Raw genomic sequence first — 13,747 nt, forward strand, 5'->3', positions numbered from 1 at the left:
TGTTTTAGCCTCCCCGCTCTCGCCCACGTACATGCTCGACAAACTCGGCGCACTCGGCATCGTCGGCCTCCTCCTGACGCTGGGGGGGCTGGGTGTCGTCGCTTCGCAAAATTTGATCCTCGCCGGTGGCCTGGCACTCGTGCTGGTCGGCCTCGCTGTGACTGCGCTCGGTATCGTGCGGAACCTCCTCACCTCGCTCGGGATGGGCGGGATGGTCTAATCCAGCAACAACAGCGTCGGATCCTGCAGATACTCCTTGAGCGTGTTCACAAATCGTGCAGCGTCCGCGCCGTCGATCACGCGGTGGTCGATCGACAGCGACAGCGGCAGGACTGGCTTGGCGACGATCTCGCCGGGATCTTGGAGACTCCCGCCCTCGACCATGGGACGCTGTTCGAGCGCGCCCAGGCCCAGAACTGCGGTCTCTGGGTAGTTGATGATCGGCGTCGCGTACTCTCCACCGACAGAACCGAAGTTCGTGATGGTGAACGTCCCGCCCTGCATCTCCTCCAGCGTGATCGACCGGTCTCGGGCGCGCGCGACCAGATCGACTACCTCGTTGGCGACCTCCAGCAACGTCTTCTCGTCGACGTCCTCGACGACGGGGACCATCAGCCCGGCGTCGGTCGCGACCGCGATTCCGACGTTGTAGTCGTAGTTGTAGACGATCTCTTCGTTGTCCTCGTCGAGCATCGTGTTGAGGACGGGATGGTCTTTCAACGCGCCGACGACGGCTTTCATCACGATCGGGAGGTACGTCAGCCGGACGCCGCGCTCCTCGGCCAGGGGTTTCAGTTTCTCGCGTGTCTCGACCAGGCCTGTGGCGTCGACCCGGTCGTGATGGGTGACGTGCGGCGCGGTGAACTTCGAGGTCGCCATCGCCTCGCCGATCGTCTTCCTGACTCCGCGGTAGGGTTCGCGCTCGACGCGCTCGCCCGTGACAGCCTCTCTTGCGGCGGCCGCCTCACCCGCACTTTCGGCAGTGGCGAGACCCTCGGTTTCGGCGGCCTGGGCCTCCTGCTGTGTCTGGGCGTATTCGCGGACGGTCTCGGGCGTGACGAACGCCTCGCCGTCCCGTTGTTCGCTCGCCGGGACGGCATCGAGGTCGACACCCAACTCGGCGGCGAGCTTCCGCGTTGCAGGTGCGGCCAGCGTCCGGTCGCGGTCGGCCCCTCCCGGGGTCGCGCCCGTACTCGCTGACGGTTGCTCGACGGACTGCACCGCCTGGGCGGCCTGTCCGTCACCTGTGTCACCGGTCCCCGGCTCGCTGACTGGCTCGCTCTCGCTCGTTTCAGACTCGTCTTCACTGCCCGCAGCGGCCCGGACGTCCTGCTCGGTCACGCGTCCACCGGGTCCGCTGCCCGCGACTGTCTGGAGGTCGACGTCGAGTTCCCGGGCCAGGCGCTTGACGTGCGGCGGGGCGAAGACCGGTCCCTGATCCGGTTCGTCTCTCTCGTCCGCCGTCTCGCCAGCAGGCTCCGCTCCGTCGGCCAGTTCTCCCTCGGCTGGGTCGTCTTCGGACACTGCCTCGGCCTCTTCACCTTCCACGGCGAAGGTCACGAGGACGTCACCGACGGGCACGACGTCGCCCGGGTCGGCGTGCAACTCTTTGACGGTGCCGTTCACCGGCGAGGGGACGTCGACGACGGCCTTGTCGGTCTCGACCTCGGCGACTGGCTGATCCTCGCTGACGGTGTCGCCGACCGAGACCTTCCACTCGAGCAGTTCCCCTTCGGCGACGCCCTCGCCGACGTCGGGGAGGCGAAATTCGCGTGGCATGGTTCAGAAGTCCACGGCCTCCCGGATCCCGTCCTCGACGCGGTCGGCCTCTGGCAGGTAGTAGTCCTCCAGCGCATAGAGCGGGAACGGCGTGTCGAAGCCCGTGACGCGGGTGATCGGAGCCTCCTGGTACAAGAGTGATTCTTCCTGTAGCGTGGCGATGATCTCGCTGGCGAGTCCGCCTGTCTTGGGAGCCTCCTGGACGACGACCCCCCGCCCCGTCTTTTCGAAGGACTCGACGATCGTCTCGAAATCGAGGGGAGAGAGGGTTCGGAGATCGACGACTTCGACGTCGATCCTCCCTTCGAGACTCTCGGCGGCCTCCAGACTGGGCCGGGTCATCGCACCCCAGGTGAACACCGAGACGTCGCTGCCTTCCCGTCGGACTGCGGCCTCACCGAGCGGCAGCGTGTAGGTGTCGTCGGGGACGTCCTCGCGGAAGGCCCGGTAGATGAGCTTGGGTTCGAGGAAGATAACTGGGTCAGGGTCGCGGATCGCCGAGGCGAGCAATCCCTTCGCGTCGTGGGGCGTGCTCGGGATCACCACTTTGAGCCCGGGTTCGTGGACGTACTGGATCTCCTTCGATTCCGAATGGAGTTCGGGCGCACGGATGCCGCCGCCGTAGGGTGCCCGGATGGTCATCGGGCAGGTGTATCGACCCCGCGAGCGATTCCGGAGGCGGGCGGCGTGGCTGGTGATCTGGTCGAACGCGGGTGGCATGAAGCCCATGAACTGGATCTCCGGGACGGGCTTGAGGCCGTAGGCGGCCATGCCGACGGCGGTGCCGACGATGCCCGATTCGGAGAGTGGCGTATCGATCACTCGATCCTGGCCGAACTCCTCGTGGAGGCCCTGCGTGGCTCGGAAGACGCCGCCGTTCTCGCCGACGTCTTCGCCCATGATCAGGACGTCGTCGTCGCGTTCGAGCTCGCCGTAGAGACCGTCCCGAACGGCCTGGACGAGGGTGAGTCGCTGACTGTCGCCCGATACGTCTGTCGTAGTCGCTGTGTCACTCATGGTTACTCCAGGATGGCGTCGTCGCCGTGGCGTTCACGGAGTCGTCGCAGGTACTCGAGCTGTTCTTCCAGGCGCTGTGGCATCTCCGCGTAGACGTGTGCGAACATCTCTTCCGGACTGGGGCGCTCGACCGATTCGGCCTCCTCGATGGCGGTCGCGACCTCCTCCTCGATCTCGGCCTCGATCGTCTCGATGAGGGCGTTGTCGAGCACCTCCTCGTCGCGGAGGTACAGTTCGAGTCGATCGATCGGGTCCTTGTCCTTCCAGCGCTGGACCTCCTCGTCGTCGCGGTACACCGATGGATCGTCCGCGGTCGTGTGTGCCCCGTAGCGATACTGAACGGCCTCGATCAGTGTCGGCCGTCGCTCGCCATCGCCGGGATCGCGGGCCTTCTCGACGGCCTCGCGAGTGACCTGATACACCGCGAGGGGGTCCATCCCGTCGACCTGAATGCCGTCGAAACCGTAGGCCGTGGCTTTCTGCGCGATGGTCTCGGCAGCCGTCTGCTGCTCTCGGGGCACCGAGATCGCCCACTGGTTGTTGTTACAGAAGAATACCGCGGGCACGTCGAACACGCCCGCGAAGTTCAGCCCCTCGTGGAAGTCGCCCTCACTGGTCGCGCCGTCGCCGAAGTAACACAGGAAGGTCTTGTCCTCTCCTTTGAGCTTCGACGCCCAGGCCGCACCCGTCGCGTGTGGAATCTGGGTCGCGATGGGAACCGTGACGGTGAATATGTTGGTGTCCGGCGGCGGGCTGTTGCCGCTCTCGTGGCCCATCCAGTACAGCAGGGTGCGCTTCAGCGGCCATCCGCGAATCTCGATCGCAGCGTGTTCGCGATAGCTCGGAAAGATCCAGTCCTCTTCACCGAGCGCCATCGCGCTGCCGACCTGTGCACCCTCCTGGCCGGCCATCGGGGGGTAGGTCCCCATCCGCCCCTGGCGCTGGAGGCTGACCGCCCGCTGGTCGAAGTGGCGCGCCCGTTTCATCGCCCGGTACATCTCGAGCAGCCGAGATTCAGATATGTTCGGGACTGTCGCATCGTCCCGAACCGACCCGTCCGTACCGAGGACCTGTACCATGTCGTCCGGGTCGCGCTGGATAATACTCACGTAGGAACCCTCCGGACCTGCATGGTTCTACACACCCCCGCCACCACCAAAGGCGTTTCGCGGATTCATCCTGGGATTGTTCCAGACTAGGAGCAGAAGCTGCGAAATATTGTAATAATTAACACACTATTACAGACACTATCTAATTGAATCTCGACAGGATATTCTTCCGATCCATATACTTCCTTTCAAGGTAGTTTGATCTACGCCGCCCGCAACAAAATTATGTTTTCAAGAAGAATAGTGGCTGATTTAGCTGGTTCTCCCTTTCGACTGGGTGGACTTCTGTTCGAGGCGGCCGAGTGCAAAGTAGGTTCCAATCGTGAATATCGACCCACCAATGACACAGAATAGAAGCACTGAATTCGTCTCTTGATTGGACTGGAGAACAGATGTCAGGGTAATAAGAGCATATCCGCCTGCAGCGCTAACGATACCTACAAGAACCGCCGCAATTACACGGATAGATGGCCGGAACGGTGACACATTCTCCTCCATATTCAACACCTCTTTAGCAGAATCCTACTTCATCACAGATAAAGTCTACACCGTAGTAACAACCGAAAATGGATATGGTCCCCGCGATTGATGCACATGCACTGAAGCACCCGAATCCAAACCATGGGCCCCCACTCATGCAGCCAGCACCAATTTCGAAACATTTTGAAGCAGTCATGCCCAAACCACCTGCATTGCAGAGAGCACCTGCTATCGCTTTACAACTATCACACGAGATATCTGCATTCATTGTGCCAGATATATCTTGGACTTTCGTTCTCTCTGGCACATATTCAGATGGTTCGGCCCCTTCAGCTGCGTTACCATTGCTATAGAACCCAACAGTTCTCGCTGAACTTGAGGTGGAAAACGGCGCGTCAGGGGCTGTAGCAGTTCCAAGCTGAGCCACAGGCTGGCGATCACCATTCTGATCATCTGCGACAAGCAGGTGAAGAAATCCTCCCCCTGTTTTCTGTTTCGAATTGGTGTCATTTACCCGCCGGAAGGGGAGCATGACATATTTCGGGTCAGTTTCGTCAAGTTCGTCTACACCGACTGAAACGTCTCCAGCGAAAGTAGCATTCCAATTCGGCTCGAATCCATCTTGCCGAATTGTCTCGACCATATCCTCGAAGTGTTTGGTACCCCGAACGGAATCAAGCCATGTTTCTGTCTGACTGTTGTTCCAAGTCACTTCGACATCTTTTGGATCCACGGCTGTTTTATCTGCGAATCCAGCTTTATTCCTCAATTTTTCCCGCCCGACGGCCCCCAGCAAACCGACCGACCCAACGCTACTGCCGGTTGCTTTAAGAACACTACGACGGTTGATGTTGTTTTCCCCCATAGAAAAAACGCTTTTTGTCAGACACCTATAAAAAACTTCTTTTTGGATTGTATTTTAGATGCTTCCTAATGGTTTCCTATTGATTGTGTTAATTACTCTATAGCAATCTTCCCTCATAGCCAGTCTTGTAGGATCGATCTCGTCACTCGACAAGGAGTGTGGCCCCTTCTCAAGGCACAGCCGAATCAGTAGGACTGGCGCTCGCGGCCCGAGCGACCAACTTGAAGACGGTCTCTCGAAGAACACTCGGGTTGAAGTGGTCACTCGGCGCGGACGGCGGTGCGGGCAGTCTCGGGGTCGTCACCCCGCCGGAGCGCTTCGACGAACAGTTCACCGGCGCGATAGGAGGAGCGGACCAGCGGGCCGCTGGCACAGTAGGCAAAGCCGAGTTCGTCTTCGGCGACGCGCTGCCAGGTGTCGAAGGCGTCGGGGTGGACGTACTCGCTGACTTCGAGATGTGAGCGGGTGGGCTGGAGGTACTGGCCCAGCGTGACGATGTCGACGCCCACCGCCCGGAGGTCCGACAGGGCCTGGTAGATCTCGTAGTCGTACTCGCCGACGCCGAGCATCAGGCTGGTCTTGGCGTAGGGATCCGCGTTTGCGATCTGCCTCAGTACCGACAGCGACTGCTCGTAGCCTGCCCGGCGATCCCGCACGGGCCACTGGAGGCGTTCGACGGTCTCGACGTTGTGCGCCAGCACGTCCGGCCCGGCGTCGACGACCTTTCCCACGAGGGCAGGTTCACCCTGGAAGTCCGGGATCAGCGCTTCGACGAGCGTCTCGGGCTGGCGTCGCTTGATCTCGCGGATCGTCTCGGCGAAGTGGCCCGCGCCCTGATCGTCGAGATCGTCGCGATCGACGGAGGTGAGGACGACGTAGTCCAGCCCGATCTCGGCGACGGCCGCGGCGACTTGCCGGGGTTCCTCGGGATCGAGCGCGTTCATCCCGCCGGTCTCGACGTCACAGAAGTTGCAACCGCGCGAGCAGCGATCGCCCATCAGCATGAACGTCGCCGTGCCGGGGCCGCTGCCGCCCGCGTCCGCACCGCTCCAACATTCACCCAGATTCGGACAGTTGGCCTCCTCACAGACGGTGTGGAGGTCGTGCTCCCGGAGGGTTTGCTTGATCTCGGTGAAGCGTTCGCCAGTCGGTGGCTGGCTCTTGAGCCACCGCGGCTTCCGGGACCGACTCATACCGCTGTCTGGGGCCCAAGAGGACAAAAGTCTGCGGACCGATGCTCGCCGTCGAACACTCTTCGCATACTTTGTGAGTGAGTACCATGGGTTATCCGTCAGCAGCGCCTCTGTTCCGGTATGGCGCTGTGGGAAGCTCTCCTCGCGTACGCGCTCATCCTCGTCTGGGCAGCCTTGCTTGGGTGGCTCCCGTTTCGCCTGCTCGAATATATCTCGATCGTCGACCAGCTCCAGCCGATCAACGCCAGCCGCGTCACCAGCTCCTGGGTCGCCTGTCTGGCGTGCGGCCAAGCCAACGAACGAGGCTACGACTACTGTGAGTTCTGTGGCGCGAAGTTACCCACGACGGACTAACAGAGCGACGGTCAGGCTCGGTCCTCGAAAAAACGTCGTGTCGTTCGAAATACGGTGCGGCTGCGGTGCGGTAGGTCGACAGGGAATGCACCCGCTCGCGCCCGACCGGACGCGAGCGGCCTTTTTCCCCAAGTTTTTCGGCTGGAGCGGTCCGCCTCGCGCCGACAGGCGCGAGTGCGAGACCCGACAGCCGAAAAAGTGGCTTACATGGCGCCGCCCATACCGCCCATACCGCCCATGCCGCCGCCCATGCCGCCCATGCCGCCGCCGGGGCCGCCAGGGGCGTCGTCCTCGTCGTCGTCGGAGCCGCCGCCTTTGAGGTCGCCTGCGGCGATCACGTCGTCGATGCGCAGGATCATGACTGCGGCCTCGGTCGCGGACTCGACAGCCTGGGTCTTCACGCGGAGGGGCTCGACGACGCCCTCGCCTTCCATGTCGATGATGTCGCCGGTGTAGGCGTCCAGCCCGACGCTGGTCTCGCCGCTGTCGTGCTGGCTGCGCAGATCCACGAGGGAGTCGATCGGGTCCAGCCCGGCGTTCTCGGCGAGCGTGCGCGGGACGACGTCGATGGCGTCGGCGAAGGCCTCGATGGCCAGCTGCTCGCGGCCGCCGACGGAGTCGGCGTAGTCACGCAGACCGAGCGAGAGCTCGGCCTCGGGTGCGCCACCGCCGGGCACGACCTGCCCGTCTTCGAGGGTCACGCGGACGACGCCCAGCGCGTCCTCGACGGCGCGCTCGACCTCGTCGACGACGTGCTCGGTGCCGCCGCGCAGGACGAGCGTGACCGCTTTGGCGTCCTCGACGTCCTCGACGAAGATGCGCTCGTCACCGGCGATTTCCTTCTGGGAAACGGAGCCGGCGAAGCCGAGATCCTCGGCGGTGATGTCGTCGACGTTGGAGACGATCCGCGCACCCGTCGATCGCGAGAGGGCCTTGATGTCGGACTTCTTCGCGCGGCGGACGGCGATGATGCCCTCCTGGGCGAGGTAGTGCTGGGCCATGTCGTCGATGCCCTTCTGGCAGAAGACGACGTCCGCACCGGCCTCGCTGAGCTTGTCGACCATCTCTTTGAGCTGTTTCTCTTCCTGGTCGAGGAACTGCTGGAGCTGGTCGGGGTCGGTGACGTTGACCTCGGCGTCGAGTTCGGTCTCTTTGACCTCGATCGCGGTGTCCAGCAGCGCGATGTTGGCGTCCTCGACGCTGTAGGGCATGTTCTCGTGGACGCGCTCTTTGTCCACGATGACGCCCTCGACGAGTTCGGACTCGTCGATAGAGCCGCCGACGACGGTCTCGACGCTGACGTTGTCCGTGTCGATACCCTCGTCGTCGGCGACCGACTGGACGGCCTCGACCAGCAGCGAGGCGAGGGTGTCCTTGGCGGACTCGGCACCCTTGCCCGTCATCGCCGTCGCGGCGATGGATTCGAGGATCTCGGTGTCGTCCTCGTCGACGTCGATGGCGATGTCTTCGAGGATCTCCTCGGCCTTCTCGGCGGCCTGGCGGTAGCCCTGCGCGAGAATGGTGGCGTGGATATCCTGGTCGAGGAGGTCCTCGGCCTTCGCGAGGAGCTCACCCGCGATGACGACGGAGGTCGTCGTGCCGTCGCCCACTTCGTCCTCCTGGGTCTGGGCGACCTCGACGATCATGTTCGCGGCGGGGTGCTCGATGTCCATCTCGTCGAGGATGGTGACGCCGTCGTTCGTGACGACGACATCGCCCGCGTCGGAGACGAGCATCTTGTCCATCCCCTTCGGACCGAGCGTGGTCCGAACGGATTCCGCGACGGCCTTGCCGGCCGTGATATTCATAGACTGGGCGTCTTTCCCGGATGTCCGCTGGGAATCCTCGGACAGTACGATGAGGGGCTGGTTACCCATCTGCTGAGCCATAGTCATCGCGAGGATTGAATGTGATTCTATATAAAGCTTTCGTTGGAGCTCGACAGAGGTCGAAACCCGGGGTGGCTACTCGGGGATGTGTGAACGCCTACCGCACCGCCCTTTAAATATTAGTATTCCATGCCGAATCGCCGATGTCGGAGGTCGGGGGTGATCTGGATGCGCTCGATGTCCTGGCCGGTGCGGTACCAGACGAACGCCGCCCGGATGAACAGTTCCCGGCACTCGATACGAACGTCACGAGGATTGCCCTCGGTCCGCTCGTGGATGTCGCGGATCGCCTCCCTGGTAAAGAGGTCGGGGAACTCGCCGTCGTACTCCTCCTCGCGGAAGTACGCCAGCGAACGGCCGACGTACTCGGCGATATCCGAGGGTTCGAACGGCTCGATCCGCTCGTAGTACCGGAGCCTGGAGCCGAGGGTGCCGCGCAACTCCGCGACGCGACGCTTGCCCTCAGGAGTGCCCATCAAGAAGAGGCGGACGCCCATGTCACCGGCCACCTGCAAGGTCGAGAGCAGTCCCTCCGGGAGGACCTCGATCTCGTCGACGAGCAGGAGGAGGGTCTTGCCCTCCTCGCGAATCTCGGTGACGATGTCCCGCACGGCGGCTTTGGCCTCCTCGGTCACCCACGGGACGCCGTCGCGAACCTGTTCGTACTCTTCGGGATCGATCTCGTAGCCGGCCTCGGCCGCGGCGTTCAACAGCGTCGCGTAGAGCTTCCGGGGCGTGGTTTCGCGGGGGTTGTCAAGATACGCGAGGACGTAGCCGTCGTGTTTACCCAGGTCCCGACGCACGATCTCACGGAACGCCGTCTTGCCGGTTCCGTAGGGACTGACGAGGCCGATGTGCTGGTCCTGCAGCAACCACGAGGTCACCTGGTTGAGCATCTCGGTGTCGTGACGGACGTACAGCGGTTCGGGCATCCGCGAGAGTCCGGCCTCCTCTGTAAAGGGGAGGTCGGTTACGTCGTCCGGATCGCCGCCGATCTCCTGGCCGAAGGAGAGCAAGCGCTCTTTGACCTCTTTGAGCTGGTCGAGCAGTACTCCCTCCGAGGGCGACTCCGAGCGGCGTTGCTCGTCGTCTTTGAGCTTCTGCAGGCGCTCGACGACGTCGCCGACGCGCTGGCCGTCGTCGCGGGTCACGTTGACGGCCGAATCGGATTTTTCGGTCACTGTCTCCCCTCTATGCGATCGGTTGTACTGGGGTTTTCGGTGCGGCCGGATATATTTTCCGTCTCTACAGGCAGCGAAATCGACGAAAGAAGAGTCGAACAGGCGTCTGACGCAGCTTTGATTGTCTCCTATAGATCATCTCTGAATGACCTTTCCCAGTTAGAGAGAACCAACCATAGCACTACCATTCCTGCTAGTCTAAACTAGCCATGGAAACGGTACTGTCGCCTCTCCAAATAGTTTATATAAGGGGAACTGAGACGTCGGCGGAGAACGTCCGGTGCGCTCTCGAATCCGCAGATCCGGCCGTCGATCTCACCGTCGTCGATAGCGGTACGGACACGGGCTCTCTGCTCGACGAGCGTTCGATCGACTGTGTTCTCTCGGAGTACCCGGCAGAGAGCGGTACGGAGATCATCGAACGGCTCCGAGAGGCATATCCCGATCTCCCGGTCGTATTCGTGCTCACCGACGAGCGGGCGACGGTCGCCGACGACGCCGTCGCGGCGGGCGCGACCGAGTACGTCCGGCAATCGGCACTCCGCGATCGCCCCGAGATCTTCCGCAGGCGGATTCGCGCGGCCGTCGAGCACGCCAGGAGGGCAGCGACCGGATCATCGAGGCCCACTGCAGCCACGCCCGACGAGATCACGTTCGAGGGGGCGTTGCGAGAACACGTCGCCGAAGCGGTCGTCGGAAACTTCCCGAACGGTGCGGTGACGCTGGTCGGTACTGATCTCCGGTATCGACTGGCCGGTGGGCAGTTGTTCGAGAAACTACCGAGCGATCCTGACGACGTGATCGATACGCACGTCGGCGACCTCGAATCCGGGGATCGGGACGTGTTCGTCCAGTCCTACAGGGACGCGCTCGATGGCACTGAAACGGCCACCGAAACCCTTGTCGAGGGAGTTACTCTCCTGCACCGAACCGTTCCAGTGTACGACGCCGATGGGTCTGTCGTCGCCGCAGTCGGGATGACACAGGATATCACCGACCGGAAAGAACACGAGCGAGAGCTCGAGCGTAATCGAGAGTTCCTCGACAGCGTTCAGTCGGTCGCGAACATCGGTGGCTGGGAAGTCGATCTCCGGTCGGAGACGCTGCGCTGGACGGACGAGGTGTACCGGATCCACGAGATACCGAGCGAGTACGACCCGATCCTAGCGGAGGGGATGGAGTTCTACCATCCCGACGACCGTGAGACGATTGAACAGGCCTACGAGGAGCTGGTTTCGACCGGGGAGTCTTTCGACATGGAACTGCGCATCGTGACGGCCAACGACACCGTCCGGTGGGTCCGAACGCGGGGGGAACCCTGGACCGACGACGAAGGGAAGGTCGTCGGCGCGCGCGGGACGTTCCAGGACATCACAGAACGAAGAGAGCACGAACAGGAACTCCAGCGAAAGAGTCGAGCGATCGAGGCAGCGCCGATCGGCATCACGATGACGGACCCGGAACAAGACGACAATCCGCTCATCTATGCGAACCAGCAGTTCCTCGAGACGTCGGGATACGATCGGGAGGAAGTGCTCGGTCGGAACTGTCGGTTCATGCAGGGCGAGGAGACCGACCCGGAGACAGTCGCCAGGATCAGGGAGGGCATCGACGCCGAAGAACCCGTGGCCGTCGGGATCAAGAACTACAGGAAGGACGGGACCACGTTCTGGAACCATCTCGAGATCGCACCGGTCCACGACGATCACGGCGAACTCATCAACTACGTCGGCTTCCAGAAGGACATCACCGAACGAGTCGAATACGAACGGGAACTGGAGAAGTCACGAAGTCGATATCGGACCCTCGTCGAGCACTTCCCGAACGGGGCCGTCGCCCTCGTCGACGAGGAGCTTCGCTATATCACCGTCGGTGGGACACCGATCGACGCAGCCTGGGACGCGGAGACGGAACTCACGGGCCAACCGCTCGCGGAGGTGCTCACCGACGAGATGGCCGCCGAACTCCGCCCGCGGTACGCCGACGCACTCGAGGGCGACCAGTGTTCGTTCGAAACGGAGGTCGGCGACCGATGCTACCAGTTCCGTATCGTCCCGGTACGCGCCGACGACGGGTCCGTGTTCGCCGCGATGGGGGTCTCTCAGGACATCACTGAACAGAAAGAACGCGAACGGTCTCTCCAGAAACGGGAGCGGGTCCTTCGGGAGTTACACGCCGCGTCGAGAGAGTTCTACCCGCCGGATTCGATGGCAGATATCTCGCCGTTCGTCGTCGACTTCCTCCAGCATGCGTTCGATTTCAGCTACGTCAGCGTCAAGCGCTTCGACGAGGGAGAGGGCGTCCTGCAACCCGTCGCGACGTCTGCACTGCCCGAGCAGGGAATAGAGCAGCTGGGACCGGTCGAACCCGGTGACAATCCGCTCTGGAACGCGTATCGGGACGGCGAGTCGGTGCAATTTAGCGGTGAACTCCTGCTCGAACTGTTCGACGCGGACGGCACCGTCGGCGATCACTGTCTGGCCGTTCCGATCGGGAACTTCGGCCTGATCGTCGTGGTGACGGCCGGGGATCGATCGTTCGACGGTGCCGATCGCGATCTCCTCGAGGTGCTCGCGACCAACGCAGAGGCTATCTTCCAGAGTCTCCAGCACGACCGGGAACGGGAGACCCTCGCCGAGCGAGTCGAGACACAGCAGCAGACGCTCGAGGAATTACGGGGGGTCATCGACGCGGTACAGGCGATTCAGGCTCGTGTCGCTAACAGCGAGACCCGGGACGAACTCGAGACGGGCGTCTGTACAGAGCTGGTCGAGACCGACAGCATCGACTTCGCCTGGATCGGGCGTCCGAAGGGCAGCGATACCGATCTCGACCCGACGGCGTGGACTGGGGAGCGCCCGGACTATCTCGACTCGGTGCTACAGACGACTGGGGCGGCCACACTACCGGCCGAGCATGCCGCAGCACGGCGGGAGCCCTACGCAGTCGACAGCATCCCGAAACGGGTCATGGACGAGCAGTGGGCCAAAGAAGCGCTCTCCCGGAACTTCCGATCGGCGCTGAGTGTCCCGCTCATCTACGACGACGTGCTGTACGGTGTGTTGACGGTCTACTCCAGCCGGGAAGCGGCCTTCGAGGAGCAGTACCGGAATCTCGTCACCGACGTCGGATCGCTGCTGGTGACCTACAGTCGCGTCTTGCAGCAGCGCTACGCGTCCGATCAGGCGTTTGTCGAACTGGAGTTCGAACTCGACGATCCGACCTATCCGCTGCAGCGACTCGCCAGAGAGACTGGGAGCCGGATAGAGTACGACACGGTCACTGAAACCGTCGACGGAGGGGTCAGGACGCTCGTCACCGTCACCGAGGGCGACCCGCAGTCGGTGCTGGCGTTGGCGGACTCGACCCCCAGCATCGCCGGTGCCAGCCAGTTCGGCGATGACACGTCGCGACAGCTCCGTCTGACCATCGCCGAGCCGTTCCTGGCCTCGGAAGTCGGGAAACACGGTGGACGTCTTCTCGAGGCCGCCTCGACGGAGACGGGCACTCGGTTGCGGATCGCGCTCCCGGAGAGCGTCTCCTCGCGCCCGCTGTTCGATACGCTGACGACACAGTACCGGGAGATCGACCTGCTCGCACAGCGCCAGAGGGTCTACGAAACCGAACCGGCGGCCGAGGCGCTCACCGACCGCCAGTACGAAATCCTGAACGCCGCGTACCACAGTGGCTACTACGACGTCCCCCGAAACGTGACCGGCGAAGCGCTCGCGGCCGAGTTCGACATCTCCGGGCCGGCACTCTACAAACACCTCCAGGCCGCACACAGCAAAGTGTTCGAACAGTACCTCCGCCCAGAGACGAGTAGCATGGTTGATAATGGAGGGTTAGACGCTTAACCCGAACGAACCCGTCTGCGTTA

General features: G+C 62.7%; 10 protein-coding genes. 3 read left to right on the forward strand and 7 right to left on the reverse strand.

The genetic code is table 11. The annotated features are described in order from the left end of the window. Positions 1-31 precede the first annotated feature (31 nt). A complete protein-coding gene (locus DV733_RS11555; protein WP_049994551.1) occupies positions 32-220 on the forward strand; it encodes a DUF7470 family protein in 189 nt (62 codons plus the stop codon). On the opposite strand, the gene DV733_RS11560 is transcribed toward DV733_RS11555, so the two are convergent. The 5 genes from DV733_RS11560 to lipA all read right to left on the reverse strand — a co-directional run bounded on the left by DV733_RS11560 (position 217) and on the right by lipA (position 6,443). After that, positions 217-1,779: a 2-oxo acid dehydrogenase subunit E2 gene (locus tag DV733_RS11560; RefSeq protein ID WP_049994550.1), complete on the reverse strand. Its 1,563-nt coding sequence runs from the start codon at positions 1,777-1,779 to the stop codon at positions 217-219. The genes DV733_RS11555 and DV733_RS11560 overlap by 4 nt on opposite strands. Before the next feature lie 3 nt (positions 1,780-1,782). Further along, positions 1,783-2,796 carry an alpha-ketoacid dehydrogenase subunit beta gene (locus tag DV733_RS11565; protein WP_049994549.1) on the reverse strand — a complete coding sequence of 338 codons (1,014 nt, stop codon included), beginning with the start codon at positions 2,794-2,796 and terminating at the stop codon, positions 1,783-1,785. Positions 2,797-2,798: 2 nt separating this feature from the next. Beyond that, the gene (pdhA, locus tag DV733_RS11570) at positions 2,799-3,905 is read right to left on the reverse strand and encodes a pyruvate dehydrogenase (acetyl-transferring) E1 component subunit alpha (protein WP_049994548.1); all 1,107 of its coding nucleotides are present in this window, start codon (positions 3,903-3,905) and stop codon (positions 2,799-2,801) included. Between the two features lie 511 nt (positions 3,906-4,416). Next, positions 4,417-5,250: a halocin C8-like domain-containing protein gene (locus DV733_RS11575; protein ID WP_079979488.1), complete on the reverse strand. Its 834-nt coding sequence runs from the start codon at positions 5,248-5,250 to the stop codon at positions 4,417-4,419. A 260-nt stretch (positions 5,251-5,510) separates the two neighbouring features. Continuing rightward, positions 5,511-6,443, reverse strand: coding sequence for a lipoyl synthase (lipA, locus tag DV733_RS11580; RefSeq protein ID WP_049994546.1), 933 nt, complete (start codon positions 6,441-6,443; stop codon positions 5,511-5,513). A gap of 120 nt (positions 6,444-6,563) precedes the next feature. Between lipA and DV733_RS11585 the strand changes: the two genes are divergently transcribed. Next, positions 6,564-6,797 (forward strand): hypothetical protein, encoded by a 234-nt coding sequence (locus DV733_RS11585; RefSeq protein WP_049994545.1) that lies wholly within the window; start codon positions 6,564-6,566, stop codon positions 6,795-6,797. A gap of 203 nt (positions 6,798-7,000) precedes the next feature. Here the strand turns inward: DV733_RS11585 and thsA are convergent, their stop codons facing one another. Further along, positions 7,001-8,674 carry a thermosome subunit alpha gene (gene thsA / locus DV733_RS11590; RefSeq protein ID WP_049995328.1) on the reverse strand — a complete coding sequence of 558 codons (1,674 nt, stop codon included), beginning with the start codon at positions 8,672-8,674 and terminating at the stop codon, positions 7,001-7,003. A gap of 131 nt (positions 8,675-8,805) precedes the next feature. Beyond that, positions 8,806-9,792 carry an AAA family ATPase gene (locus tag DV733_RS11595; RefSeq protein ID WP_394346232.1) on the reverse strand — a complete coding sequence of 329 codons (987 nt, stop codon included), beginning with the start codon at positions 9,790-9,792 and terminating at the stop codon, positions 8,806-8,808. A 284-nt stretch (positions 9,793-10,076) separates the two neighbouring features. On the opposite strand from DV733_RS11595, the gene DV733_RS11600 reads away from it, so the two are divergent. Then, positions 10,077-13,724 carry a PAS domain S-box protein gene (locus DV733_RS11600; RefSeq protein WP_049994544.1) on the forward strand — a complete coding sequence of 1,216 codons (3,648 nt, stop codon included), beginning with the start codon at positions 10,077-10,079 and terminating at the stop codon, positions 13,722-13,724. The last annotated feature ends 23 nt before the right edge of the window (positions 13,725-13,747 follow it).

The sequence above is a fragment of the Halapricum salinum genome (genome assembly GCF_004799665.1).
Taxonomy (GTDB): Archaea; Halobacteriota; Halobacteria; order Halobacteriales; family Haloarculaceae; genus Halapricum; species Halapricum salinum.

Excerpts from the sequence above, each read along its gene's own strand:
- DV733_RS11555 (WP_049994551.1), top strand. The coding sequence starts at position 32 with ATGCTCGACAAACTCGGCGCACTCGGCATCGTCGGCCTCCTCCTGACG.
- DV733_RS11560 (WP_049994550.1), bottom strand. The coding sequence starts at position 1,779 with ATGCCACGCGAATTTCGCCTCCCCGACGTCGGCGAGGGCGTCGCCGAA.
- DV733_RS11565 (WP_049994549.1), bottom strand. The coding sequence starts at position 2,796 with ATGAGTGACACAGCGACTACGACAGACGTATCGGGCGACAGTCAGCGA.
- DV733_RS11575 (WP_079979488.1), bottom strand. The coding sequence starts at position 5,250 with ATGGGGGAAAACAACATCAACCGTCGTAGTGTTCTTAAAGCAACCGGC.
- lipA (WP_049994546.1), bottom strand. The coding sequence starts at position 6,443 with ATGAGTCGGTCCCGGAAGCCGCGGTGGCTCAAGAGCCAGCCACCGACT.
- DV733_RS11585 (WP_049994545.1), top strand. The coding sequence starts at position 6,564 with ATGGCGCTGTGGGAAGCTCTCCTCGCGTACGCGCTCATCCTCGTCTGG.
- thsA (WP_049995328.1), bottom strand. The coding sequence starts at position 8,674 with ATGGGTAACCAGCCCCTCATCGTACTGTCCGAGGATTCCCAGCGGACA.
- DV733_RS11600 (WP_049994544.1), top strand. The coding sequence starts at position 10,077 with ATGGAAACGGTACTGTCGCCTCTCCAAATAGTTTATATAAGGGGAACT.